This is a genomic window from Spirulina sp. CCNP1310, from assembly GCF_034932185.1.
In the GTDB taxonomy this organism is placed as follows: Bacteria; Cyanobacteriota; Cyanobacteriia; order Cyanobacteriales; family Spirulinaceae; genus Spirulina.
The window spans coordinates 1-24339 of the sequence record NZ_JAYGHW010000071.1; the positions used below are offsets into that span (position 1 = coordinate 1).

18 protein-coding genes and 1 pseudogene are annotated in these 24339 nt (G+C 53.1%); 7 read left to right on the forward strand and 12 right to left on the reverse strand.

The annotated features are described in order from the left end of the window. Positions 1-372: 372 nt before the first annotated feature. Positions 373-2160 carry an ATP-binding protein gene (locus VB712_RS12900; RefSeq protein ID WP_323255311.1) on the forward strand — a complete coding sequence of 596 codons (1788 nt, stop codon included), beginning with the start codon at positions 373-375 and terminating at the stop codon, positions 2158-2160. Between the two features lie 9 nt (positions 2161-2169). Here VB712_RS12900 and VB712_RS12905 read toward each other — a convergent pair whose 3' ends face one another. The 3 genes from VB712_RS12905 to VB712_RS12915 all read right to left on the reverse strand — a co-directional run bounded on the left by VB712_RS12905 (position 2170) and on the right by VB712_RS12915 (position 6333). Beyond that, complete coding sequence (locus tag VB712_RS12905; protein WP_323255313.1) at positions 2170-3966, reverse strand: hypothetical protein; 1797 nt, start codon at positions 3964-3966, stop codon at positions 2170-2172. A gap of 18 nt (positions 3967-3984) precedes the next feature. Beyond that, a complete protein-coding gene (locus VB712_RS12910) occupies positions 3985-5199 on the reverse strand; it encodes an MFS transporter (RefSeq protein WP_323255315.1) in 1215 nt (404 codons plus the stop codon). A 294-nt stretch (positions 5200-5493) separates the two neighbouring features. Beyond that, positions 5494-6333: an acyl-CoA desaturase gene (locus VB712_RS12915; RefSeq protein WP_323255317.1), complete on the reverse strand. Its 840-nt coding sequence runs from the start codon at positions 6331-6333 to the stop codon at positions 5494-5496. A gap of 98 nt (positions 6334-6431) precedes the next feature. Here VB712_RS12915 and VB712_RS12920 point away from each other — a divergent pair, with 98 nt between their 5' ends. Both VB712_RS12920 and VB712_RS12925 read left to right on the forward strand, forming a co-directional pair. After that, entirely contained in the window at positions 6432-7664 is a 1233-nt protein-coding gene (locus VB712_RS12920) for a methionine gamma-lyase family protein (RefSeq protein ID WP_323255319.1), read from the forward strand. A gap of 233 nt (positions 7665-7897) precedes the next feature. Beyond that, the gene (locus VB712_RS12925; RefSeq protein ID WP_323255321.1) at positions 7898-10687 is read left to right on the forward strand and encodes a hybrid sensor histidine kinase/response regulator; all 2790 of its coding nucleotides are present in this window, start codon (positions 7898-7900) and stop codon (positions 10685-10687) included. Here the strand turns inward: VB712_RS12925 and VB712_RS12930 are convergent. From VB712_RS12930 to VB712_RS12950, 5 genes are all read right to left on the reverse strand, one after another. Continuing rightward, complete coding sequence (locus VB712_RS12930) at positions 10614-11714, reverse strand: dipeptide epimerase (RefSeq protein ID WP_323255323.1); 1101 nt, start codon at positions 11712-11714, stop codon at positions 10614-10616. The genes VB712_RS12925 and VB712_RS12930 overlap by 74 nt on opposite strands. A gap of 16 nt (positions 11715-11730) precedes the next feature. Further along, positions 11731-14304, reverse strand: a complete 2574-nt coding sequence (locus VB712_RS12935) for an HDIG domain-containing metalloprotein (protein ID WP_323255325.1) — start codon at positions 14302-14304, stop codon at positions 11731-11733. Between the two features lie 178 nt (positions 14305-14482). Beyond that, positions 14483-15277 (reverse strand): hypothetical protein, encoded by a 795-nt coding sequence (locus VB712_RS12940; RefSeq protein WP_323255327.1) that lies wholly within the window; start codon positions 15275-15277, stop codon positions 14483-14485. Positions 15278-15404: 127 nt separating this feature from the next. Beyond that, positions 15405-16376, reverse strand: a complete 972-nt coding sequence (locus VB712_RS12945; RefSeq protein WP_323255329.1) for an NAD(P)/FAD-dependent oxidoreductase — start codon at positions 16374-16376, stop codon at positions 15405-15407. A 39-nt stretch (positions 16377-16415) separates the two neighbouring features. Beyond that, positions 16416-17198 carry a fumarylacetoacetate hydrolase family protein gene (locus VB712_RS12950; protein ID WP_323255331.1) on the reverse strand — a complete coding sequence of 261 codons (783 nt, stop codon included), beginning with the start codon at positions 17196-17198 and terminating at the stop codon, positions 16416-16418. A 158-nt stretch (positions 17199-17356) separates the two neighbouring features. On the opposite strand from VB712_RS12950, the gene rpsF reads away from it, so the two are divergent. From rpsF to VB712_RS12965, 4 genes and pseudogenes are all read left to right on the forward strand, one after another. Beyond that, entirely contained in the window at positions 17357-17698 is a 342-nt protein-coding gene (gene rpsF, locus VB712_RS12955) for a 30S ribosomal protein S6 (RefSeq protein WP_323255333.1), read from the forward strand. 514 nt (positions 17699-18212) lie between these two features. Then, positions 18213-18587 (forward strand): hypothetical protein, encoded by a 375-nt coding sequence (locus VB712_RS12960; RefSeq protein WP_323255335.1) that lies wholly within the window; start codon positions 18213-18215, stop codon positions 18585-18587. Positions 18588-18841: 254 nt separating this feature from the next. After that, positions 18842-19154, forward strand: a pseudogene (locus VB712_RS20515) (hypothetical protein); the annotation flags it as partial. Positions 19155-19229: 75 nt separating this feature from the next. Then, positions 19230-20807 (forward strand): peptide ligase PGM1-related protein, encoded by a 1578-nt coding sequence (locus VB712_RS12965; protein WP_323255337.1) that lies wholly within the window; start codon positions 19230-19232, stop codon positions 20805-20807. Here VB712_RS12965 and VB712_RS12970 read toward each other — a convergent pair. The 4 genes from VB712_RS12970 to VB712_RS12985 are packed head-to-tail and all read right to left on the reverse strand — an operon-like array spanning position 20784 to position 24097. Continuing rightward, positions 20784-22109: a histidine kinase dimerization/phospho-acceptor domain-containing protein gene (locus tag VB712_RS12970; RefSeq protein ID WP_323255339.1), complete on the reverse strand. Its 1326-nt coding sequence runs from the start codon at positions 22107-22109 to the stop codon at positions 20784-20786. The two genes, VB712_RS12965 and VB712_RS12970, sit on opposite strands and share 24 nt — an antisense overlap. 52 nt (positions 22110-22161) lie before the next feature. Continuing rightward, positions 22162-22881, reverse strand: coding sequence for a GUN4 N-terminal ARM-like repeat domain-containing protein (locus tag VB712_RS12975; RefSeq protein WP_323255341.1), 720 nt, complete (start codon positions 22879-22881; stop codon positions 22162-22164). A gap of 25 nt (positions 22882-22906) precedes the next feature. Beyond that, the gene (locus VB712_RS12980) at positions 22907-23404 is read right to left on the reverse strand and encodes an adenylyltransferase/cytidyltransferase family protein (RefSeq protein ID WP_323255343.1); all 498 of its coding nucleotides are present in this window, start codon (positions 23402-23404) and stop codon (positions 22907-22909) included. 9 nt (positions 23405-23413) lie between these two features. Beyond that, complete coding sequence (locus tag VB712_RS12985; protein WP_323255345.1) at positions 23414-24097, reverse strand: response regulator transcription factor; 684 nt, start codon at positions 24095-24097, stop codon at positions 23414-23416. Positions 24098-24339: the final 242 nt, after the last annotated feature.

Below are 24339 nucleotides of genomic sequence, written 5' to 3' on the forward strand. Positions count from 1 at the left end.
CTGTTCACTATTGACTATTCCCTATTGCCTGTTCCCTATTCCCTATTCCATATTCCCTATTCCCTATTCCCTATTCCCTATTCCCTATTCCCTATTCCCTATTGCCCATTGCCTATTCCCTATTCCCTATTCCCTATTCCCTATTCCCTATTCCCCATTGCCCATTCCCTCCCCTCCATAACCCATTTTCCCCCTAATCACAAAAAAATTTGCCCAACTCAGGAAAATGCCGTCCATACTAGATTTAATCGGCCCAAGAGCCAAAGAAAAAACTCAGGGCATCGCCCTTTTGCTCGACGTTTGACCGCGAAAATGACAAGGCGTGAGCAAGAGCCATACTCCTCTCACCCCTCTCCTCTACTGTTATTGTTCATGAATCTGCCCAGCCAAGCAGCAATTCCCGATCTGTTTTTGCAACTCGATTACCAAGGCATTGTTTTGGACTATAAACCGGGGAGCACAACAGATCTCTATTTGCCCCTGCCCAATCCCATCGGTCAGCCCCTACAAAACTTCCTCCCCCCCTCCGTCGCAACCCAGTTCCAAGCTACCTTGGCCCGGTTGAGTACGCGAGAGCCAATCCTCAGTTTTAACCATGCTTTAGCGGTTGGGGATGAAACCCGATTTTATGAGGCGCGATTGTTGCGGGTGAGTAGTCAAGTGGCGATCGCCATCATCCGCGACATCACCCACCGCAAACGCACCGAAGCCGAACTCACCGCCGCTAAAGAAACCGCGATGCGGGAAGCCGCCTTAAGTCGGGAGGCTAACCTGGCAAAAAGCCAATTTCTCGCCCGCATGAGCCATGAACTGCGCACACCCCTCAACGCCATTCTCGGCTTTAGCCAGTTGATGACCCGCGATGATGCCCTCAACCCTGATCAACAAAACTATTTGGCGATTATTAACCAAAGCGGCAATCATCTCCTCGATGTGATCAACGACATTTTAGATCTCTCGAAAATTGAAGCCGGCCGGATCACGCTCAACGAGCAACCCTTTCAACTTCACCGCCTCCTGAATACGGTGCGGGCCATGTTGGCGATGAAAGCCGCCGATAAAGGGTTAGCTTTTCACCTCGATCTTGATCCCTTTCTACCGATTCAGGTGGAAGGGGATGAACAAAAACTGCGGCAAGTTTTGATCAATCTCCTGGGGAATGCGATTAAATTCACCGATCGCGGCTTAATTCGCCTCCGGGTATGGGTCACTGCCCCCGCCGTGGCGGGACGGATGGGGATTGAATTTCAAGTGATTGATACCGGCTCCGGCATTGCGCCAGGGGATCAGGTGACGCTATTTGAACCCTTTGTGCAGAGTTTGCGCCGCAGCGATCGCCAAGAAGGGACAGGCCTAGGGTTAACGATTAGTCAGCAGTTTGTCCAACTGATGGGGGGCATCATTACGGTTAAAAGCCAACTGGATCAAGGCACAACCTTCGCCTTTACCTTATCCCTGAAAGTTGTCGTGGATCATGCCAGCCGCGCCCCTGGCCCCTTAATCGTCACGGGATTAGCCCCAGGCCAAAGGGATTATCACATCTTGATTGTCGAAGACCGGGAAACCAATCGCTACCTGTTGGAGCAGTTGCTCAAAACCGTTGGCTTTACCACTACAGCCGTCCATGATGGGGCTGAAGCCATTGTCGCTTGGCAGCAGATCCAACCGGATTTTATTTGGATGGATCTCCAAATGCCGGTTTTGGATGGTTTAGAGGCGACTCGCGAGATCCGCGCCCTCGAAGCAGCCCAAGGAGTGAGCCATCCCGTCCCCATTGCGATGATGACCGCCAGCGCCTTTGCCACTGATGAGGCTTCGATTCTCGCCGTGGGTTGTAATGCCTTGGTGCGTAAGCCCTACACCGAAAAAGAAATTTTCGAGACCATGGCTCACTACTTAGGGTTGGACTATACCTATCGTGAGGTTGTCAATCAGGGTGAAGTGGATTTCGGGGGCGATCGCCGCCTGCTCCAGCAATTTCACACCACCTCCCTCCCTTGGCGAGAGAAATTCACCCAAGCCGTATTAGAAGCCGATGGGGAGGAGGTGCAGCAATTGGTGGCACAATTGCCCCTCGATTGTAGCGATCTGGCCAATGGGGTGTTGCAATGGTTGGATAATTTCGAGTTTGAAACGATTATCACCGTTTTGGGACTCTAGCCATCTCCATTAGGGCGTTAAATTAGCAATGTAGATCGAGACTGCTGCGCCGTTGAGGGCCGGCTGACGATGTTTTGACCAGGTTTGAGCTTGGGGAAAACGACGTTTGATTAACGTTAACCAATCTGAGTCAGCCTCAATGAATTTAGAAACCACTAAAATAACCTGTAGGGGTTGACTTGTGAAAAAGGGGCGATCGCTATAGAGATTTAAAGCATCGGATTGCAGCGCGGTGCGAAACATTTCATCGGAAAAAGCAATGGGTAAAACCCGCCCATCCACATCTAGCCAAGCCGTAAAAGCACTGGGTTCATGCATAGCTAAAATGATCACATCCTGTTGACTCTTTTTTAAACCATCAATGGTTTCTAGAACTATTTTACTGTTTTCAATAGATAAAGAAGGGTTATAAATTTGAGTTTGATTGGCAATGTAATGGCGAGGAAAATTTAAGTGATTGGCAAAGGCAAAATGCATCAGATGAAAGGCATTGGGAATAATGTAAAAAATCAAAAATATTATTGTTAATTTAACAAATCTTACAGATTTAAAAATCCATTGATGACGCTCTTGCTGATGCTTGAAAATTTCCCAAAAAATCGCCAGCATTAATAATTCTATAATCAAGGCATGGCCAACACCATGGCGGGAGTTGAAGGCTAAATAGTTGTAGCCAATTTTCTGACTTAAGTAAGCCAGGGGCAAAAATGGAAGATATCCTAAGGTTATGAACAGCAGCCAATGGGGGCGAGAAAAGGAATGGCGATAACGCCAGCACAGCATTAATAAAAAAAGACCAAAAGGGAATGTGATCATTGTTAATGGAATGATCCGCTGCTCAAAGGCAATTCCTCGGAAAAAAGGAATCCAGCCATCACTAAAAAAAATTAAGTGGATCCAAAACTGTGAGGCTTGGAAGAGGTATAAAGCAGGGGCAGAGATCAAGCCAATCAATAAATAAAATCCCCGGGGATGATTGGGGGAAAAATTCACTGCAATTGATGCATCAAGATAGTTAGTGGTATTGCCGTTTTGGGCATTAAACAACGATAAAATTAAAGGGATGATGATTAATGTACAAAAACCCAATCCGAGGATGATGAGTTTTTGATGATTTTGAAAGCGATGTTTGCCATTAACAAACAGGAGTTCTATTGTTAAATAGAGGCAAAAACTCAGGGCAGGAATGATGGCAGAATATTTTAAAAAGTAGCTGCTGCCTAGGCATAAGCCTAGGATTGTCGTATCTTTTAAGGTTTGAAACCAGGATTGATTGGGGTTTTGCCAAGCTTGCATGGCTCCTAGGCCAAACTGGTAAATCCAAGGCATGATCGCAAAAACGACAATTTCAGCGGTGGATAGCCATACACCACTCACGGAAACAGCGTAGAAGGGCAATGCTAAGGCAAAGAGGATCAGAACGACTTGGGACAGTTTGAGTTTTTTCGCAACGGCTAACCATCCCCCACAACCGGACATCATCAGGAGGTAGGAGGTGATTTTCGCGGCTAGTCCGAGGGGAAGACCCAGGGCTAAAAGGGGGTAGTACAAAAAAGCCATGCCGGGGGAAAACCAAATCATCCAAAAGGATTGGTTTTGGGATAAATCGTTAATATCCGGCAACCACAGATCCCCTAATCGCTCCGTCAAGCCTTGGGCAAATTGTTGACTGGATTTTAGGGATGTGGGGGCATCAGAGTGAATGAAATAGGGGAGTGGTAATAGACTGACAAATAATAATGTCAGGATAAACAGGGCGATCGCCTCTGGTGCATAGCGGTATCGAAGCTGGGAGACGAAGGCCATAGATCAAGATGACCTCAATTAGGGTTGATGTGTAGAGGTGAGGGGGAGAAATGCCATTTGGAGACCAAGGATTAAGGCGATCGCCCCTGCACTATAAAACACCGCTGTTAACCCAATGCTATTCCACACTGGCCCTAACAGTAGAGGCGAAATAAACTGGCCAAGGGAATTGGCCCCAGTGCCGACGGCTAACACCGTGGCTCGCACCTCCGAGGGGGCCAGTCCTGCCAAAATATCGTAAATATTGGGAATGGTAATCCCAAAGCCCATGCCAAACAACACCGCCGCCGGAATAATCCAGTGCAGTTCATTTAAGAGTGGGATGGTCAAGAGCATAAAAGCCATGGTGATAAACCCAAAGGCGATGGTTTGTTGCACCCCAAACCGCCGCGCCAAGCGACTGGCGGCAAAGGCAGACATCACCGCCGCCCCCACAGCGCGAATTCCTAACACTGCCCCATTTAACGCCGGGTCTGCATCAATGATTTCTTTGAGGTAGAGGGGGGTGTAGATGACGACGGTGTAGACGATCGCCGCCGCAATCACAATTAACCCGTAGATTTGCAAAATGGCGGGCCGGCGTAGAGTGGCGAACAGGGTTTGGTTTTGTTCTGGGTCTAAAAGGCTACCACCGCCGGAGCTGGGTTCTCGGAGCGTGATAGCGGCCCAGAGGGCGACGGGTAAACCAAAACCATAGAGATAGAAAGCGTAGCGCCATTCCGTCGCCCCCACCCAGCCGCCCACGATGGGGATAATAATGCTGGCAATGGTCATGGCGCTGGTGGCATAGCCCAACATTCGCGATCGCTCTGCTCCTTCAAACAGCGTCGCCAGCAGGCCAATGCTGGCGGCAGCAATGGCCGCACTACTAATCCCCAATAAAACGCGGGTGGTCAGCAAGAGGGGCAACGTATTCATCACCGCCCCGGCCACCCCAAAGAGGGCATAGAGCAGGAGGGAAGGGATTAAGACGGTGCGTTTACCAATGCGATCGGCCAGCCAACCAAACAGAGGAGTAAAGAGGGCGATCGCCAAGGCGTGAATACTCACCAACGTTCCCGCCCATTGAGGCGAAAGGGCTAGCTCCTGCACCATCTCCGGCAAAACGGGAGAAACCACCCCGCCGGTCATCGTCGTCAAACAACCAGCGGCAATCAGGACATAGACCTGCCAGAGGCGATTGCCTTGGGGGGGACGGAAAGGCGTAGATGGAGGAACGGTAATGACACGCATGGTTGAAGGTATGCCTGCGGGGGGCATGGCCATAAATGTTAACTTTTGTGCCCTCCATCATACCCCGATGGGGCAGAGGCACAAGGGACAGGGGTTCGGTTTCAGGGGCGGCTTGGTGGGGTTTGCTTGGGGGGAGATTTGTGGTATGGGGGGAGTGGGGAGTGGGGATAAAAAAAAGTGGAGGTTAACCTCCACTTTTGGCTTCAGGATAAAAAACTGTAGGGGGGAAAATTTTTTCGCCCTCTTGAAACTTTGGGGGGAAATTTTTCGCCCTGAGATTCCTGAGATCAATGATTAAGGGGTGGAATTTGGGGCGATCGCCTCAGCGGGAAGTAGCTTAATATCTTGAGCCAATCCCAAGGCACTGAGGAGGCGAATCGTCATCCAGGTTAAATCGATTTCCCACCATTTCAACCCATGGCGGGCGGAATATTGGTAAGCATGGTGGTTGTTGTGCCAACCTTCACCGTAGGTCACGAGGGCCACCCACCAGCAATTCCGGGACTTGTCATCAGAATCAAAGGTGCGATAACCAAACATATGGGTGGCGCTATTCACCAACCAAGTGCAATGCATCACCAGAATTAACCGGACAAACACCCCCCAAACGATGAAGGGCCAGCCCCCAATGCTATAGAGCACCAGTCCAAGGGCCACTTGTACTAATACAAAATAGTTTTGCAAAAATAAGTAAACGGGATCATCTTTAATGTCCTTCGTGATCCGGGGAACTTCTGGCTCGATTTCGACCTGATAGAACATCCATCCCAGGTGACTCCAAAAAAAGCCATTGCTGGAATCGTGGGGATCTTGGTTTTTGTCAGAGTGAAGGTGATGGAAGCGGTGGAGTCCCACCCACTGAATCACGCCACCCTGACAGGATAAGGCTCCACAGAATACAAAGAAATATTCGACCCATTTGGGAGTTTTGAAACTCCGGTGGCTGACTAAACGATGCCAACCCAACGTAATCCCAAGACCACCAGTGACCCAGTGGAGTACGAGCATCACACCAATCGCACTCCAGCTAAAGTTACTGGGTAAAAGCGCAAACAATGCACCGGCGTGAATTAACGTCATGTAAATAATATTGACCCAATTCAGGGGCCGTTTTTGTGAAGAAACAAGTGTCATGCAGAAATCTCAAAAACGAATGTTACAAGTAGCCCTATGCTGACGATAACGCATATTTTGCTTTATGCTACGGTAGCAAATGCAAGTCTTGGGGGGGCATGGATAGCCTGAAATTGTTAGACGAGGCAGAAATAGCACTGACTCCGATTTTTTCTGGAATTGACGCTCAGGTCAAGCAAAATCTTAAAAAAGTTCTTAAGTTTTTACGATCGCACCGGGTCGGGGCCCACCATTTTGCCGGAGTCAACGGCTATGGCCATGACGATTTAGGGCGGGAAACCTTGGATCGCGTCTTGGCCGGCGTACTGGATGCAGAGGCGGCGATCGCCCGGATTCAGTTGGTTTCCGGGACTCATGCCATTGCCTGCGCCCTCTATGGCGTGCTGCGGCCGGGGGATGAATTGCTCGCGGTGGCCGGGGCCCCCTACGACACCCTCGAAGAGGTGATCGGGCTGCGGGGATCAGGTCAAGGTTCCCTGGCCGAATGGGGGATCAGCTACCGTCAATTGGATCTCACCCCCCAAGGAGAAATCGATTGGGACAATCTCGCCAGCGCCATCGCCCCCCAAACCCGGATGGTCTTGATTCAGCGCTCCTGTGGTTATGCTTGGCGGCCCAGCTTGGCGATCGCTGACATTGCCCGGATTGTCGAAGCCGTCAAGTCTCAAAATCCCGATACGATCTGCTTTGTGGACAACTGCTACGGGGAGTTAATCGAAAATCAAGAACCGCCAGCGGTAGGGGCGGATTTAATTGCTGGCTCCCTGATTAAAAATCTGGGCGGCACGATCGCTCCCACGGGGGGCTATATTGCCGGTCGCGCTGATTTAGTTGAACAGGCTGCCTGTCGCCTCACCGCACCGGGCATTGGCAGTGAGGGCGGAGCCACTCTAGATCTCAATCGCCTCCTGTATCAGGGCTTATTTTTAGCGCCGCAAATGGTGGGAGAAGCGATCAAGAGTAGCCACCTGATCGCCTATGTGTTTGATCAATTAGGCTATCCGGTGAATCCCCTCCCCTTACTACCGCGCCGCGATGTGATTCAAGGAATTCAACTGGGATCGCGATCGCAACTGATTGCCTTTTGTCGCGCCCTACAGCGATCTTCCCCCATTGATGCCTACGTTGACCCCATCCCCGCCCCCATGCCAGGCTATGACAGTGAATTGGTGATGGCGGGGGGAACCTTTATCGATGGCAGCACCTCAGAGTTATCCGCCGATGGCCCCCTGAGAGAACCCTACATCGTCTTTTGTCAAGGGGGAACCCATTGGACGCACACCGCCATTGCCCTCGAAGACTTGCTCCAAGACTGGCCCCCTACCCCGTGAACAGCAAGAGTTTCTGATCATACAAAGAACAGGCCAAGGAATAACAGAGGGAATTCTATAGTTAAGCTTAAAATATTGAGGATGCAATCACAATCTTGTGTCTAGAGACAACGAAATGTAATTAATTGTGATCCCCGGCAGCAAAAGACTCAAACCAGTAGCGATAATAGCAATCAAGTTCCCCACCGGAACTGTACTTGCTGTGGGTCATCCCCACTCTTCCCCCTGTGTTTATGTCTATTCGTGCTGCGGCAATTCACCCCTTAATTCAAACCTTACCTGTCTGTTCCCTGCCCATGACTGTGGCAACGCTGTTGCCCCTGTTTAGCAAGGCTGGAACCGATATTGTGGTTTGTGTGGATGCAGCCCAAAAGCCCTTGGGAACCATTGCCCTCACTCGTCTTTTACCCCATCTCCACGCCCTAAACACCCCGATTTCCTCTCAATGGCTTGATCCCCTGATCACCATCCAGCTTACAGAAAACTGTGAAATTCTCTTTCCCCCCACCCTGAACCCCGATACCCACGGCCAAAAATACTACGGCGTTGTGGATGATTTGGGCTGTTATCAAGGGTTAATCAATGGTTGGCAAATCCTCCCTCTCCTGCGGCCACCGCCATTGCCAGAACCGCTGCAAACTTTAACCGCACTCCTTGAACAGATCCCCCTCCCCTTGATGTTGCAAACCCAAACGGGTCAAGTCCTGCAACAAAATCGGCTCTGGCAACAGCACATGGAAGAACAAGGGGAATTTTGGCGCGAGCATAATCAAACCGCTGATTACCCCGCCCCAGCAGACCGCACCCCGCCTTGGAGCAAAATAACCGAAATTTGCCTGCCCACCGCCGATCCTCGGGAGCGAACCTATCCCCTCACCGGCTCCAAACGTCACCAAGACAGCCCCCGCACTTGGAAACTGTTGCGCTTTCCGTTTCTGCCTCCCCTCACCGCCGATGGAGAATTGCTCTGGCTCGTGTTTGCCACCGATATCACCGAACAACGCCAATTGTGTAAAGAACTGGCGGCGAAAAATGCCGATTTGGTGCAACTCAATCGCCTTAAAGATGAGTTTTTAGCCTGTATTTCCCATGAATTGAAAACCCCCCTGACAGCGGTTCTAGGCCTATCCAACCTGCTCAAGGATCCGAAACTGGGGCCGTTGAATTCCCGCCAAAGCCGCTATGCCCAATTGATCTATCAAAGTGGGCGGCAACTGATGCGGGTGGTCAATGATATTCTTGATCTTACCCGTTTGGAAACTGGCCAGTTGAAGTTGAATCCGGAGCCGGTGAAGGTGGCGGCGCTGTGCGATCGCGCCTATAAACAAGCCCTTTCCCAAACAGGTGACACCATTAATCCTGATGCCGAGGTTAGTCCTCAAACCCCTTTTGCTTTGGTGATTGAGCCAGGTCTAGAGGACTTGATCGCCGATGAACTCCGGTTGCGGCAAATGTTAAGCCATCTGTTGGAGAATGCCCTTAAATTCACCCCCCCCACGGGGCAAATGGGTTTAACCGTCAGTCGTTGGCATGGTTGGATTGATTTCACCGTTTGGGATACAGGCATTGGTATTCCGGAATCGGCCCAACATTTGATTTTTCAAAAATTCCAACAATTGGAAAGTCCCCTAACGCGGCAATTTGAAGGGGCGGGGTTGGGTTTGGTGTTAACCCAGCGCCTCGCCCGCGCCCATGGGGGGGAAATTTCGTTTATTTCCCAGCCGGGCCAAGGCAGCCGCTTTACGCTGCTTTTACCGCCGAGTCCTCCTCAACCCAGCCATACCCAACCCCAACCCCCCACCCCTAATCAATTGGTGTTGATTGTGGAAGTGGTGCCGCGCTACATTGAACGGCTCACCCATCAGTTACAGCAGTTGGGTTATCGGGTCTTGATTGCGCGATCGGGTACGGAAGCGTTGGAAAAGGCGCGGCAGATTCAGCCCCGGATTATTTTGCTCAATCCGTTATTGCCCTTGCTCTCCGGGTGGGATGTGTTAACGCTGTTGAAGGCTGACCCGGCAACCCAGGGGATTCCCGTTCTGATCACCGCCACCCATGGGGAGCGACAATTGGCCCAGCAGAATGGGGCCAATGGCTTTCTGACGCTGCCGGTTAAACTTGCGCCCTTGCGGGAAAGTTTGCTGCGCTTACAGGCGACGTTGACCCATACGGTGCGCACGTTAACGTTGCTTCATCTCAATGCTAATCCTCAGGAGCAGGAAACAGGTTACTCGGCTTTTGTGGCTCAGTTTGGGGGAACCAATCATCTGCGGCGGCCGGTGGTGTCTTCCGCCGATGGTCATCAAATTAGTTATCGTCTCTTGGAGGCGGATGACCTCGAACAGGCGGATATTTTGGCGCGGGTGTGGAAGCCGGATGTGTTGCTGTTGGATGGGCGGGATGTGCCGAATATGGCTTCTTTTTTGCGATCGCTTACCTGTTATGAATCCTTGGTGTCTCGGCCCTTGGTGACGTTGGATAAGGGGACGACGGCGATCGCCAATCAATACCCCCAACTGCGGGTTTTTCCCTGCTTAATCCCGATCACACCCCAAACCATTGCCGCCCTCTTTCAGGTGATTCAAATTGCCGTGGGCATCACCGTGCAGTCGAATATTCTCGTTGCCTGTGATGGGCTACAGTCTAAACCCCACCCCCAACCCCCCGGCGAACAACCCACATTTCTCCATGCTTTAACCCAATACCTCCATACCGCCGGCCTCCGCCCCATCCTTTCTAAATCTTGGCCCGAGGCCAAGCGACAACTGCAACAAAATACCGTCGATTTATTGGTGATTTATGTGGATCATCAATCCTGTGAATCGGCTTGGCTCCAGCGTTTGGACTATGTTCACGCACATTATGAGCACCTGCCGGTTTTGCTGTTGGATTATCGCGATTTATCCCCCACTAGCCTGAATGCGCTGCGATCGCGGGTGACGGCAACGATTACGGATCGCAATGAGTCGATGACGGTGTTGCTGCAACGGGTGCATCAAATGGTGGCGGGTTGTTGGCGGTAATCCCCAGGCCGGGACGGTTGGGGGGGATGAGGCGACCGGCTCCGTCGAGGGTGGCCCCCTGAAAGGGATCATTGAGGAGGTTGAGGTGGCTATCGAGGTCGATGTAGTCGGCGTAGGGGGCGAGGTGGCTCATGGCTGTGTTGGCCAGCGTGCTGTCGCTATAGCAGCCAAACATGATCCGGAGGTTGTGGCTTTGGGCGGTGTGGATCATCGCCTGAGCCTCACTTAATCCCTGGGCCTTCATCAGTTTGATGTTGATGCCGTGGACTACCGAGGCAAGGGCGGGGATATCCTGGGCGGTAAAGCAGCTTTCATCGGCAAAAATGGGCAGGGGCGATCGCCCATATAAAGCAGCAAAATCCCCCCGGTTGCTGGCAGCCAGGGGTTGCTCTAAATGCTGTACGCCCCGATCTGCGAGCCAATGGGCCATGGCGATCGCCCCCTCTAAATCCCAGCCCCCATTGGCATCCACGCTAAAGGATCCATCGGGAGCCGCTGCCTGCACAGCGGAAAACATCGCTTGATCCGCTGCAATCCCTTGGGGGGAACCGAGTTTCACCTTAAACACTTTGGCCCCGATTTGTGCCTGCCATTGGGCCACCCGCGCCGCCGCCGTGGCGGGATCACTGAGGCCAATCGTTACAGAAGTGGGGGGGATTGGGGCGAGATCCAAGCCCCACAGTTGCCAAAGGGGTAGCCCTGCCCGCTTGCCGCACCAATCCTGAAGGGCGGTATCAACGGCGGCCCGGGCTGCGGTGGATAGTGGGGCTAACAGGGGGGCGAGTTTTTGCCGTTCTAGGGGATGGTAGTTCTGAATGAGGGGAATTAAAGCGGTTAATTCCTGCAAGAGCGCCGCCGTTGTTAATCCCTGGCCCTCCCCCACAGAAAACGGCGTAGCCTCTCCCCATCCCTCAATCCCTTCCGCTTCAATCCGTACCCAAAGGTTAGTATTGCTGGCGGTGGTTCCTCGGCTAATGGTGAGGGGAACCCGTTTTTGGAGGAGGAAAGGGGTGAGGGCGAGGTGCATGGCGAAGGATTTTTCCCTAAGGGGAGGGCGAAAGATTTTTCGCCCCTACGGTTATGGGTTGGGGATCTAAAGCAGCTTTCGGATAGGCAATCCGTTGGTGATTATACTGTTGCCAGACGCGGACAAAAACTTCGGCAATGGTGGGGAGTTCTTCCCAACGTAGGCCGGATTCGTCCAGTTGATGATCTTGCCAGCGGGCGCGGAAGATTTTTTTAACCATGCTTAACGCCGTTTCGGGGGTGGCATCTTTGAGCGATCGCAACGCCGCCTCACAGGCATCCGCTAACATCACAATCCCCGTTTCGCGGGATTGGGGAATGGGGCCAATATAGCGGAACTGGGGTTCCTCCACCACCACGCCCTCGCTTTGGGCCCGCTGTTTGGCTTGGAAATAGAAGTAGGAGATTAAAATTGTGCCTTGGTGTTCGGGGATGAAGTCTTGAATCGCTTCGGGGAGATTGTAACGGCGGGCGATCGCCAACCCTTCGCTGACGTGCTTTTTGATAATTTCCGCACTTTCCCAAGGGTTATTAATTTCATCGTGCTTATTAGGGCCGCCCATTTGGTTTTCAATGAAACCAAGGGGATCATGCATCTTGCCAATGTCATGGTAGAGGGTTCCCGCCCGCACTAACTCAACATTGCAATGGAGTTCTCGCGCCGCCGCTTCAGCGAGAGAGGCGACGAAAAGGGTGTGCTGAAATGTGCCGGGGGCTTCGGTGGCGAGGCGTTTAAGCAGGGGGCGGTTGGGGTTGGATAACTCCGCTAACCGGATCGGTGTCACCACATCAAAGAGCCGCTCTAGATAGGGGGATAAACCGAGGGCAACAATACACCAAGCTAAACCGGCAAGGCCAAACACCGCCGCCGCTGGTAACACCACCGCCCACACCGCTCCCACGGTGGAACTCCAAAACAGCGTAATCCCGAAATACAGCACCCCTTGGGTCACGCCCACCATTCCCCCCAAGAGGGCTAATTCTTCCCGCGATCGCAGCCGCCCCGCCACCACCGCCGCCAACAATCCCCCCGCCGCCCCCGCAAAAATCGTTTCCCAAGAGACGAGGGCAGCAGTTTTCCAAGGGGTAGCAGTAAAAATGGACAGGCCCGTCAGTAGGCCCACATGGGTAATGGCCAAGGGCGGATTAAAAAAACTACTCCCCAATAGCCCCACGGCGGCGAGATTATTCTGTTGGAGATGGAGCATTAAGGGGGTGCTGAGGCTGAGGAGACAGAGCAAAATGCGATCGCGACAGCGCAGGCGCACCTTAAACCGCCGCTTCACCACCCAAAAAATCCCAATACTGCCCATCACCAAACCGCCGGTTTGCCCCAACCCATGCCAATCAATACCCCGACGGCTTTCGTTAAATTCATCGAGCAAAATGAAATCTCGGCGGGTAATGGTTTGGCCGGCTCGGACAATCATTTCCCCCGCTGTCACCTTATACACCACCGGCTCAACGGCTTCCGCCGCCTGTTCAGCCCGCCGTTTGGTTTCCTCCTTATCCGTTACCAAATTGGGCTGGATCAGGGCGGTTAATAACTCCACCCCCATGGGGAGGGTATTATCCGGCACGACGGAACGTAATTGCGCCATGGCAGCCCCTTGGCGCAGTTCCACAGGCAGACCGGGGGGAATGCCTTGGGTGAGGATGCGATCGAGGGCCTGGCGTAGGCCCAATTGTGTTTGGGCCCAGGTTTCATCCCGCACATCTAAAAGAGCAATTTGATATTTAAACTCAATGGCATCGGGATCAACGTCGGTGAGCAGGGTTTGAGCCTGTTGATAGCCCAGACGCACCACTTCAATGGTTTCCAGTAGCGTTTCCAGTTGACGGGTTCCCTGCTGTTGGCGAAAGAGTTCCAGTTCGGCGATCGCCTGTTGGGTGGAAAGATTGCGGGGGTTAGTCGTTGCTGGGCTATAACCATCGGGAACGAGGGAAACCGGCTGAGTATTGGGCAAAGGGGAACGGGGAACAGGGAACGGGGAACGGGGGGAGGTTGCCAAGCCATCAACCCCAGTGGATGGCTCTAACAAAGCCGAAGGATCAGGGTTCAACCCAGTTTCTTCAAAAACTTCTGGCCTATTGGCACGGATCTTCCTCAACACCACCTGCCAATCCTCTCCATTGGCACTGCGTAAAAAGCGCTGACTGGGTAAAGAGAGTAATTCTTCTTCAACAAAGGGCAATGCGCCAGCGGTTTCGCGCATTTTTTCCACCCCCGTTAAAAAATGCTCTAGGGATTGCTTCATCTGTTGGGTAATGGTGGCATCCACCCGCAACACCTGAACAAGGCCCGTTTGGGCAGCTTTGCGCTGCTCGTCGGTGAGTTGCTGATCCACCACCTCAGCATCTTCACTGGCCCAAACACTTTTGGGGGCGAGGGTGCCTTCCTTTAATTGGGGTTGATCATAAAATCGATAGCCAATCACACTGGTGAGGGATAGGCTAATCATCACGAGCATAATCGGATGGGGGATGGCGGGCCGGGATTCTAGTCGTCGATGGGGACGACGGTCATCACGAACCAGGCGACGGGGGGCCATTAGCCACTGACGGAGATTTTGAGTGAGAGAGCGAATCATAGGATGTTATCAGGAGCGGCGGAGTGGGGAGTGAGGAGTGGGAAGTGGGAAGTGGGAAGTGGGAAGTGAGGAGTGAGAAGTGGGGAGTGAGGAGTGGGAAGTGAGGAGTGAGGAGTGAGGAGTGGGAAGTGAGGAGTGAGGAGTGGGAAGTTATTCCCTATTCCCTATTCCCTATTCCCTATTCCCTATTCCCTCTCCCCTCTCTCCTCATGGGAACTTGAGATACCAAGGGGCGAGGGCGAGGGGGTGAGAGCAGACCGCCAGGAGCTAAGGCGAGGGTCATGTCAGCATCGGTAGCTCCATCCTGACCAGCCCAACGGGCGAATAATTGCCGCGCTTCATCCTGGCGGGATGGTGTGGGGAAACTATAGGCTCCATGGTAAATACCCATGAGGCTGGCGGTGAGGGCCGCCGCTAGGGGACTATGGCTCTGGGCGCAGTGGATACTGAGGTCAGGGTCTTCGGGGGTTAACGCAGCGCAAGCGAGGGCAACGGAGAGGGGCGATTGAGCGGGGGCGATCGCCACAGTGTCGCAGATACGGGTGAAGGGTTCAATGATGGGGTAATGGGTGGCCAATTGCCGCCATTGGGGAAGATCAAGAAGCTGCCCCCCAAGGCCCTGATGAAGGGCGATCGCCCAAATCCATAACCAAGCCAGATCCTCATCCGTGAGGGTTAAAAGGGTGACAACATTGGGAAGACGAGGCTGAGATTCATATTCCCACAACAACAAAGGCAATAAACCCAGGGCCAAACCACTCAGCCAACGGTCAGATTGGGGTGGTTCATTGAGGGGGAACAATGGCAATAATTCCGCGTCCGGGGGAAAAATGGGCGATTGGAGCAGCCGAGCAAGTACCACAGTTTGCACCTGATCCCACCGCAGCCAGTCCGGATCCTGGGGACGGAGCCTTCCTCCTACCCCACTGCCCCCTAGCCCCCCTTGAAAACGACTGAACAGTGAATACGGCATGGCTGCCTCAGGTTAAGATGCGGCTGCGGGGACAGGCTCTCCTTCAACTTGTCCCGACAGTTCCATTGGCTACCATCTTAATCGACAAAGTTAGCTGACGACCAACGGCAGCGGGGGTGCGGTTGTCCTAACCTTGGGCTAATAACCAGGCCAACAACCAGTTGCTGGCGGCTTGTCCTGAGGCTAACGCCGCTTCAGCGGTTGACCCCAAACACCAATCACCACAGCACAGGAGGGGAAGGGGAAAGGTTCCCAGCACCATCTCAGCCCCGAGGGGGGTTTTTGTGAAGGCATAGCGCCAGCGGTGTCCCTGCACCCAAAGGGGTTCGCGAAAGGCTGGCCCGGCTTGGGCAATCCAATCCGCTAGCAAAATATCAACCCCCGCTCCCCAGTTATGGTCGTGGGCCTCAGCCAAGTCGGGGGTACTGTGGAGACAGAGGGTGAGTTGACTGGGTTGTTGGCGTTTGCTGCTGTCTTCAATTGCCCATTGCAGATTGTCGCCTTTCCCCGGAATGATGCCCCGTTGGGGTAAGTTTTCCTGGAGAGATAGGGGATAGCCCACCATCATGGTTAAGCAGGGATCAAAAACAACCTGACTGAGGCTGTGGATCAGGGCCGATTGGGCGGGACTGGGGGGTAAGGTGTCCAATAGGGCGATCGCCTGAGGGGCCGGAATCGCTAACACTAAAGCTTGGGCCTGGATGGGGGGATTATCTGCCGCTGCCCCCTGCACCGTCCAAGCTTGGGCATCCAGGTGAATCTCGGTGACGCAGTATTGGCGCTGAATGGAGAGATCTGCGGCCATCACTTTGGCGATCGCCGTATTGCCCAAAGAAGCAACATAGGATCCCGGTTGTCCTGGCCAAGGCTGGAGGGTTTGGGGATATTGTGCAATCAAATTCCGGGTATAGGGGCCTTGATCCTGAAAGTGGGGCAAGCCGTGATCTAAAAGGACTTCGTAGAGACGACGGGTGGCGACACGACCCCCAATCCCCCGCGATTTATCGAGCAGAACAACCGTTTTACCATGAGCTTGCAGATGTTGGGCGATGGATAACCCCGCCAACCCTGCCCCAATCACCGCGACATCATAAACCATAAAAACGAGTTTTTAAAATTAAGTTTGATGATACCGCTCTCATTTTGTTGGTGGGGCCGTGACTTGATTTTCGAGGTTGCCAATGCCTTCAATTTCAATGCGGATGCGATCGCCCACCGCCACCGGCCCCACCCCCTCCGGCGTTCCCGTCAGCACCACATCCCCCGGCAACAGGGTCATGATTTGGGAAATATAAGCCACCAACTGAGCCGGGGAAAAAATCATTTGATCAACAATGGCCTGCTGGCGGGGTTCTGGCTCATCATTGACAAAGGTTTGCAAGTTGGCCTCGGTGTTCAGTTCCCGCACAATCCAGGGGCCAAGAGGGCAAAAAGTATTAAACCCCTTAGCCCGCGTCCATTGGTTATCCTGCCGCTGGAGATCCCGCGCCGTGACATCATTGGCGATCGTATAGCCCCAAATTTTCCCCGCCGCCTGTTCCGGGGTGCATTGGTAGGCGCGATCGCCTATCACCACCGCCAACTCTCCCTCATAGTCCACCCGCTGTGATTGAGGGGGATAGACAATGGGCTGATGGGTGGCAATCACCGCCGTGGGGGGCTTCATAAACAACAGCGGCTCGGCAGGTACGTCTGAACCCATTTCTGCCGCATGGGCCGCATAATTACGCCCCACCGCCAAAATCTTCGAGGGCGCACAGGGAGCCAATAATGTGTAATCCTCCGCCCCCAAGTGAAAATTCGTGGGTTGCCCGGTTAACCAGGGTGGCGCATCGAGAACCTGAATGGTGCGATCGGGGTTGAGCAAACCGTAATAAATTTGCCCCTGAACATCAACAACACGGACATAGCGATAGGCCATAGGTCATGGAAAAAGGGATAGCGTATTTTAAGATGGTAAGGCTATGGGTTGATCGCAATGCGACGGAACCGTAGTAAGATTCTAAAGCCTTGCTTCTGGATTGCCCCAAAACCCACCGGAGCATCTCGCCAGAAGCCTAACGACCACAAGGAACCACCATGAGCCTAAGCCGCAACTATGAAATGATGTACGTGCTGCGCCCGGATTTATCCGAGGAACTCGTCAGCGCCGCCGTCACCAAATACCAGGATTTATTAACGGAAAATGGCGCAACCAACATCGAATGCGATGTTTGGGGTCGTCGCCGTCTCGCCTACCCGATCAAAAAATTCAATGATGGCATCTATGTCCTCGTCCATTACAGTGGCGATGGCAAACAGATCGCCCCTGTGGAGCGGATGATGCGCCTCAGCGAAGATGTGATCCGCTTTTTGACGTTGAAATTAGACATCAAAGCAACCGCCGAACCGGAACCGGAACCCGAAGCCGTCGAAGCCTAAACCCCTAGGTTTTAGGTTTGTAGTGCGGACTTCAGTCCGCTCCCCCATCAAAGGTCAGCCCTCCTCAATCAGGAGGGCTTTTTGTCTGGAATTATCCCACTACCCACTACCCACTACCCACTACCCACTACCCACTATTATCCCAACGGGGATGCACCCTATTTACCGGGATGATTGAGGGGATACCATCACCAAAAATTAAGCCAAAAATCTGAAAATGTTGACAATGTTACAAATGCGCCGGGATGGATTGCCGTTATGCCTGCAAAGTCTTTACTTTATTTAATATTTAAGGATCAAAATAATAAGCACTAATCACCAAAAATCAAGGCTTTCCGCGATTTTAAGTAACAAAAATGATGAAGCTTTGTAAAGAAATGCCGGATAGGATTAATTTAGATGAATAAAACTCCATGTTTCTGATTTTTTTCATTATACTTGCCTATTAACTGGGAATTTTCTCAGAAATCTACAACTAATTGTTACATAAACCATTTTTAGGAGGAACAGTTTTATGGTAATAACGCAAGGCACAAACCCCACCCATGGTTCTTTAACCCGTACCAAGAGCTTTTTGGTGTGGAGCTTTACGCTGACGGTTTGCTCTTTGGTGGTGGGCTTCCCGATGTTGGTGTTGGTGGCGACGGTGACGGCGTTGGCGGCGATTATTTTGCAGTCTTTGCTGCCGATGAGTGCGGTTTTAGTCGTGGTGGGCAGTGTGGTGGGCTTCCATGTGTTGGGGATTTTCTTTGGGGCAGCGTTGTTAACGGCGAAGGGGGTTCATCCTGAAGATGTCAGTTGGCTCCATTGGCTCCATGGTAAAACCGCTGAACATACTCAGCCTGTTTATGCCGCTTGTCCTTTAACCTGTGACATCGTTCATACTTAAATCTCAACGTTGTCCCCCCTGGGGGAGTTTTTTAGCTCATCTCCCCATCCTGTCCTAGGGGCGAAAAATTTTTCGCCCCTACAGCCCTGGGGGAATTTTTTAACTCATGTCCCCATCATCCCCCTCGGTGAGGGGGATTTTTACGAAAATAGTGCGGGAGTCTTAGAGCAACGTCAATTTATTGCGGGGATGAAAGACGACACGAGCGACTTTAGTCGCCCTCCTTGGGCCAGTCGTGTTATGGTGATTATATTGGATTTCAAACGTCCAGGAACTATCACAAGGCTAAAAACCGACAGGCCTGGAAGCATTTAAGGGTAAGCAGGCAGCGTAATGAGTGGGCGGATTGCCTACTGCGTCATCCAATCTAACGATTTGGTCGCCTAGGAAGACTTGAATGTGAAAGGGTTAGTCTGCAATCGGCATCGTGCTGAGTCGATAGTGAAGCGGGTTTGTATCCTGCGCCTGGGACGAACTACCGTGGGGCAAACGGGAAGTTATACGCTTGGGGAGATTAAACCTCTGGCTGGGTTGGAGCAATCCTGCTCGGTTAAGTCCGGTCGATGAACCAAGAATCCCCGTCGCTTTAGCGCGGGGAGTGTCAATTGTACACTGTGGATCGGCGGGGGTCTGTCCCGTGTTATGGCGATCGCAGGAGTTGGCATGGTATTCCTTGACCCCACTGAGCAGTTTCGGCAACTCCAAGGGCAATTGCACCACTATGCCGACAGCATTGATCTCTTTGATCAAGATGATTTTGATATTTTAGTGATCCCGTCCTTCAGTATTGATCAGGATCAATTGGCGAAAGTACCGGGGTTTCTTCACTATGAAGAGCGGTTATTGTTTTCGCTGATTCGGCTGCGCAATCCCCAAACGCGATTAATCTATGTGACGGCCCAACCCCTGGCCCCGATGATCATTGATTATTACCTGCAATTATTGCCAGGGATTCCCTTTTCCCATGCCCGCGATCGCCTCCTGCTCCTCTCCACCCACGACGCATCCCGCCAACCCCTTTCGCAAAAAATCCTCGCCCGCCCCCGCCTCATGGAGCGGATCCGCCAAGCGATGCGGCCCGATAAATCCTATATGGTCTGCTTCAACTCCACTGAACTCGAACGGGATCTTTCCCTAAAATTGGGCGTTCCCCTGTTGGCAGCCTCACCGGATCTGCTTTATTGGGGATCAAAATCCGGCAGTCGGGAAATTTTTGCCGCTGCTAACGTGCCTCATCCTGATGGCAGCGGTTTAGTCTGGACGGTTCCCGATTTAATCACCGCTACGGCGGCCCTCTGGGAGCGCAATCCCAAGGCGCAACGGGTGGTGATCAAGCTCAATCAGGGGTTTTCCGGGGAGGGGAATGGCGTGCTGGATTTACCCATTGGCCCAGGGGGTGATCCCTCTACTGCCATTGCCAACGCCTTACCCCAACTGCGTTGCCAAGCCCAGGGGGAAACCTGGGAGGGATTTGCGCGGCGGATTCCGGAATTGGGGGCGATTGTGGAATTGTTTATCGAAGGGGAGGAGAAGCGATCGCCCAGTTTTCAGGGCTACATCACCCCAGCGGGGAATGTCAAAATCCTCTCCACCCATGATCAGATTCTCGGCGGCCCCGATGGTCAAATCTATCTCGGCTGTCGGTTCCCCGCCGATGCCGCCTATCGTTTGCCCTTGCAGGAATTTGGCCTGCGGGTAGGGGCAGCCCTCGCCGCCAAAGGCGCGTTAGAACGCTATGGGGTGGACTTTATCGCCGTTAACCGGGGGGGAACTTGGGAGGTACAAGCCATTGAAATTAATCTGCGCAAAGGCGGCACAACCCATCCGTTTATGGCATTGCAACTACTCACCAATGGCCTCTACGACGGTAATACTGGTGAGTTTCACGCCCAAGGCCGCCCTAAATACTATGTGGCCTCCGATAACCTTCAAAAACCGGCCTACCGGGGCCTACTGCCCACAGATTTAATGGATATCGTCACCCGCCACCGCCTCCACTTCGACAGCAGCACCCAAACCGGCACGATTTTTCACCTCATGGGGGCGCTGTCGGAGTTTGGGAAGTTGGGGTTAACCAGTATTGGCAATTCCTTTGCCGAGGCCGAAGCCCTTTACCATCGTGTCGAACAGGTTTTAGACCTGGAAACGGAACCCCATCAGAGCGAAGGGATGCGGGATCATACGCTGATCGCCCCCCTACCCCTCACCTGGCGCAGTTGAGGGCGGCATTAACCGGGGCAATTGCACCCGATAACAGGGGGGTGTATCGGTGACAGCAATTCTGCCGCTGTGGGCCTCAATCATCCGACAACTGAGGACTAAACCATAGACTTCACGAATCCGCACCGACCAAGGTTTCGCGGGTTGGGCTTCCCGTTGGAAATGGTGGAGGAGGGCGATCGCCCCTGTGGTTTGTTGCAACCCCGCCAATAGATCCGGATGATCCCCAAAAATCGCCTCTAGATCGAAATCCACTGGCGCATCCTCCCCCAAAGGCGGGACAACCTGAATGAGAATCTCCAAGCCTTGACCCGCCAAAACCGTGAGCGTGATTTTCCGGCCGCTCGCGGTGGATTGGATCAGGCAATGGAGCAGGTAGTAGAGCGCTTGGGTGATTTTGTTGCGATCGAGAAACCAAGGAGCAGGATCCGGCGGTAGATGTAACTCCAGGGTTTGCCCTGCGCCTCGGGCTAAGGGTTCAATCTGGGTTAAAAGTTGCTGAAATAAAGGCTCCAAGGGAACCAATTCTAGGGCAAGCTCGCGGGGATGGGTAATGAATTCCCCCAACTTGACCATTTCGCCGATCAGATCGAGGAGTTGCTCCCCACTTTGGCTGATCACCCCCACATACTCTTTTTGTTTCTCCCCAAGGGGGCCATAGAGTTCCTGACCCAAGACCCGCGCCATCCCCAATACGGAGGTCAGAGGGGTACGCAGTTCATAGATCAGGTGTTGGAGGAGGGTATTGGGGAGGGGATCGGCAGGGGTAGGCTGAAGGATGGCCTCTTGGCCTTGGTATTGCAGTTCGTATTCCTGCATTGACCACCGGGCCGCCATTTCCACAAAGGCAATATCCTTGGGGGTAAAACTGCGGGGGGTGAGGCTCACGACGCTAAACAGGCCAATGTGAACCTGATAGCGATCGCCCACCGGCACACCGAGAAAACTTTGCCCCCCCCGTTGAGTAAGGGCGCTTTCCGGGGCGAGGGTTTCTAGGGTTAAGGCTTGCCCCCGCTCCAACACCTGAGCACTTTCAGAATTGAGGTAATTCATGGAGCGCGATCGCGCCCAATCATTCATCGTGCCAAAATGATGCAATCCCGTTGCCGCCAGCAAGCGCAACTGTCCCCCCTGGGGAACCCCAAACCACACCACCGGCACATCGAGAAACTGTGCCACCATCTGCACCGCCTCATCGAAGATGGGAGCAGCCGGGGTTGTGAACAATCCTAAACGGGCAATGGCTGCATTCCGATGTTGTTCCTGCTGTGCCGACCATTTCCCATGATCGAGCTTGACCATAGACTTGCCTCAATGTGAATACTGATGGATGAATCAAAAGAGCCGGTTGCCTTTAAGCTTGCCAGGCCGGATGGTTGAGAATGGCCTCAAACGTGCGCACTCCCCGTAACTGATTGGAGAGCGGCAGGTGGCCCCTGGGGGCCGTCAGATCCCAAGTAAACCCCTGGGGATACCGAGTCCAATTATTCTGGGCTTTCCAACCAATTTTGTCCCAAAGCTTCGTAAAATTTTTCCCCGCCCCTAACCACAACTCCCGCTGCACTGAGAAGCCAAATTTACCTTCAGAATAGGTGAGCCATAGCGTGTCAATGGTCTGAAAATCCACCACCGGAATTTTATCGACTTCGGAAAAATAGAGCCATTTACGCTGTACCGCCGTGGGGCCCACTAACGCACAGAGGGCTTGGACGCAGAGGCGATCGGCCTGGAGAAAATCCTGGGCAATCAGGGCATCTTGGAGGGGTTGATAATCTAAACGACAGTCCGGCGAGGGGGTGACAATCCCTTGGGGATAGGTGGCTTGGATCAGGGAACCAAAGGCCCCATTTTCCGCCGCCGTCAGGGCTTGATAGATTTTGCCCCTTGCAGGGGTGGGGTCTAAATCTTCCGTGTCGAGGAGATAATTTTGCAAACAGGTGAGACCCTCATCCCCTTGGGCGATCAGGTCGTTGATTAAAGACAGTTGGGTTTTAAGGTTGGCGGTGGCCAGTTGGTGATGCAAGGGTTCAGGGTCACAGGGGACGGTCATCAGGGTCGTGGTCTGGTCGCTCATCTAAAGTTTTGTTGCTCTCCCGATTTTAGATTGTAGCCTGCTCTGTGGCCTGAATCCGTTCAATGATGGCGGTGGTGGAGGTGGGGATTTCCACTTGGATCAGTTCAACGCGGCCACCGTAGGCGATGACATCGGGATATTCCGGCAAGGTGGTGGGGGTGTAATCGCCGCCTTTGACGTAGATATCCGGTTGTAGGGCGGCAATTAAACCACTGGCCCGCAGTTCGTCAAAAATCACCACGCCATCCACGGGTTTTAGGGTGGCGAGGAGTTCGGCCCGTTGGGGGGCGGGGATGATGGGCCGGGGGGGTTGGCCGGGGCGGTGGGGTTTGAGGGCGGCTACGGAGGCATCGCTATTCAGGCCGACGATCAGCCGCTGACCATAGGTTTTAGCGGCGGTGAGGTAGCGGCAATGGCCCACATGGAGCAGGTCAAAGCAGCCATTAGTGAAGACTAATGGCCGCCATTGGTGGGGGTGGGCGGCGATCGCCTGTTGCAGGTCAGCAAGGGTATAAATGGACATCCCGCAGGGTTAGGATTGGCTAGCATGGGGGGATTGATGCCCCTGTTCGTAGGCAAATCTTACCAGTTGGGCGCGGTTTTCGAGGTTGAGTTTGCTGAGAATGTTGCTGAGGTGGCTTTGGACGGTGCGGGGGGAAATGAAGAGGCGATCGCTAATTTGCTTATTGGTAAACCCTTGGATCACCTCCCAAAATACCCGCTCTTCAGCGGGGGTGAGGGGCAGCGGTTCCGGGGTGCGGGTGGTTTCAATGCCCAAGGGGGCAGATTGCACCGTGGTGGGGCTGCTGATCTGCTGCATCATGCGGACAATTTCCGTATGGATGCGGCGCGATCGCTCCAGTTGGGCCTCAATCTTCACCAGCAACTCCCGCAACACAAAGGGTTTGGTCATGTAGTCATCCGCCCCCATCTCATGGCCCCGGATCCGGTCTTCTAGCTCATCTCTGCCGGATAAGAAAATAAACGGGATCAACTGTCCAGAGGGAATCGCCCGCACCTGACGGCAAAAATCCAAGCCATTCATGGCCGGCATCATCACATCGGAAATAATTAAATCCGGCGGTTGGGTGACAAGTAAGTTAATGGCAGTTTGGGGTTCACTGACCCCAGTCACTTGGTAGCCCATAGCTTCCAAGTACTCCTGGAGATTATCCCGGAGAATTTTGTCATCGTCTACCAATAAGATTTGTTTCATTGCAAATGTATTCCACCTTTAACCTGAATGTTAAACCATGGGATTAAGAGAATATTTCCTGCCGAGACATAAATCTGAGCGATGGGGTTGCCAAAGCAGGGAATGCTTAAGAGAAACCAAAGGTTTAAGATTGCGTAGTCTATGATTCAGAGCTTTAATAGGGGTTCCGGGACAATCACCCCAGACTGCGGTTTGATGGGGATCCTGGAGGATCCCCCCTGCCCCCCTTAAAAAGGGGGGTT

What these genes read in the sequence shown, in the direction of transcription:
- VB712_RS12980 (WP_323255343.1), bottom strand. Translation starts at nt 23,404, where the DNA reads ATGTCCATTTATACCCTTGCTGACCTGCAACAGGCGATCGCCGCCCAC.
- VB712_RS12920 (WP_323255319.1), top strand. Translation starts at nt 6,432, where the DNA reads ATGGATAGCCTGAAATTGTTAGACGAGGCAGAAATAGCACTGACTCCG.
- VB712_RS12910 (WP_323255315.1), bottom strand. Translation starts at nt 5,199, where the DNA reads ATGCGTGTCATTACCGTTCCTCCATCTACGCCTTTCCGTCCCCCCCAA.
- VB712_RS12960 (WP_323255335.1), top strand. Translation starts at nt 18,213, where the DNA reads ATGGTAATAACGCAAGGCACAAACCCCACCCATGGTTCTTTAACCCGT.
- VB712_RS12915 (WP_323255317.1), bottom strand. Translation starts at nt 6,333, where the DNA reads ATGACACTTGTTTCTTCACAAAAACGGCCCCTGAATTGGGTCAATATT.
- VB712_RS12970 (WP_323255339.1), bottom strand. Translation starts at nt 22,109, where the DNA reads ATGGTCAAGCTCGATCATGGGAAATGGTCGGCACAGCAGGAACAACAT.
- VB712_RS12935 (WP_323255325.1), bottom strand. Translation starts at nt 14,304, where the DNA reads ATGATTCGCTCTCTCACTCAAAATCTCCGTCAGTGGCTAATGGCCCCC.
- VB712_RS12950 (WP_323255331.1), bottom strand. Translation starts at nt 17,198, where the DNA reads ATGGCCTATCGCTATGTCCGTGTTGTTGATGTTCAGGGGCAAATTTAT.
- rpsF (WP_323255333.1), top strand. Translation starts at nt 17,357, where the DNA reads ATGAGCCTAAGCCGCAACTATGAAATGATGTACGTGCTGCGCCCGGAT.
- VB712_RS12905 (WP_323255313.1), bottom strand. Translation starts at nt 3,966, where the DNA reads ATGGCCTTCGTCTCCCAGCTTCGATACCGCTATGCACCAGAGGCGATC.
- VB712_RS12930 (WP_323255323.1), bottom strand. Translation starts at nt 11,714, where the DNA reads ATGCACCTCGCCCTCACCCCTTTCCTCCTCCAAAAACGGGTTCCCCTC.
- VB712_RS12945 (WP_323255329.1), bottom strand. Translation starts at nt 16,376, where the DNA reads ATGGTTTATGATGTCGCGGTGATTGGGGCAGGGTTGGCGGGGTTATCC.
- VB712_RS12940 (WP_323255327.1), bottom strand. Translation starts at nt 15,277, where the DNA reads ATGCCGTATTCACTGTTCAGTCGTTTTCAAGGGGGGCTAGGGGGCAGT.
- VB712_RS12900 (WP_323255311.1), top strand. Translation starts at nt 373, where the DNA reads ATGAATCTGCCCAGCCAAGCAGCAATTCCCGATCTGTTTTTGCAACTC.
- VB712_RS12985 (WP_323255345.1), bottom strand. Translation starts at nt 24,097, where the DNA reads ATGAAACAAATCTTATTGGTAGACGATGACAAAATTCTCCGGGATAAT.
- VB712_RS12925 (WP_323255321.1), top strand. Translation starts at nt 7,898, where the DNA reads ATGTCTATTCGTGCTGCGGCAATTCACCCCTTAATTCAAACCTTACCT.
- VB712_RS12965 (WP_323255337.1), top strand. Translation starts at nt 19,230, where the DNA reads ATGGCGATCGCAGGAGTTGGCATGGTATTCCTTGACCCCACTGAGCAG.
- VB712_RS12975 (WP_323255341.1), bottom strand. Translation starts at nt 22,881, where the DNA reads ATGAGCGACCAGACCACGACCCTGATGACCGTCCCCTGTGACCCTGAA.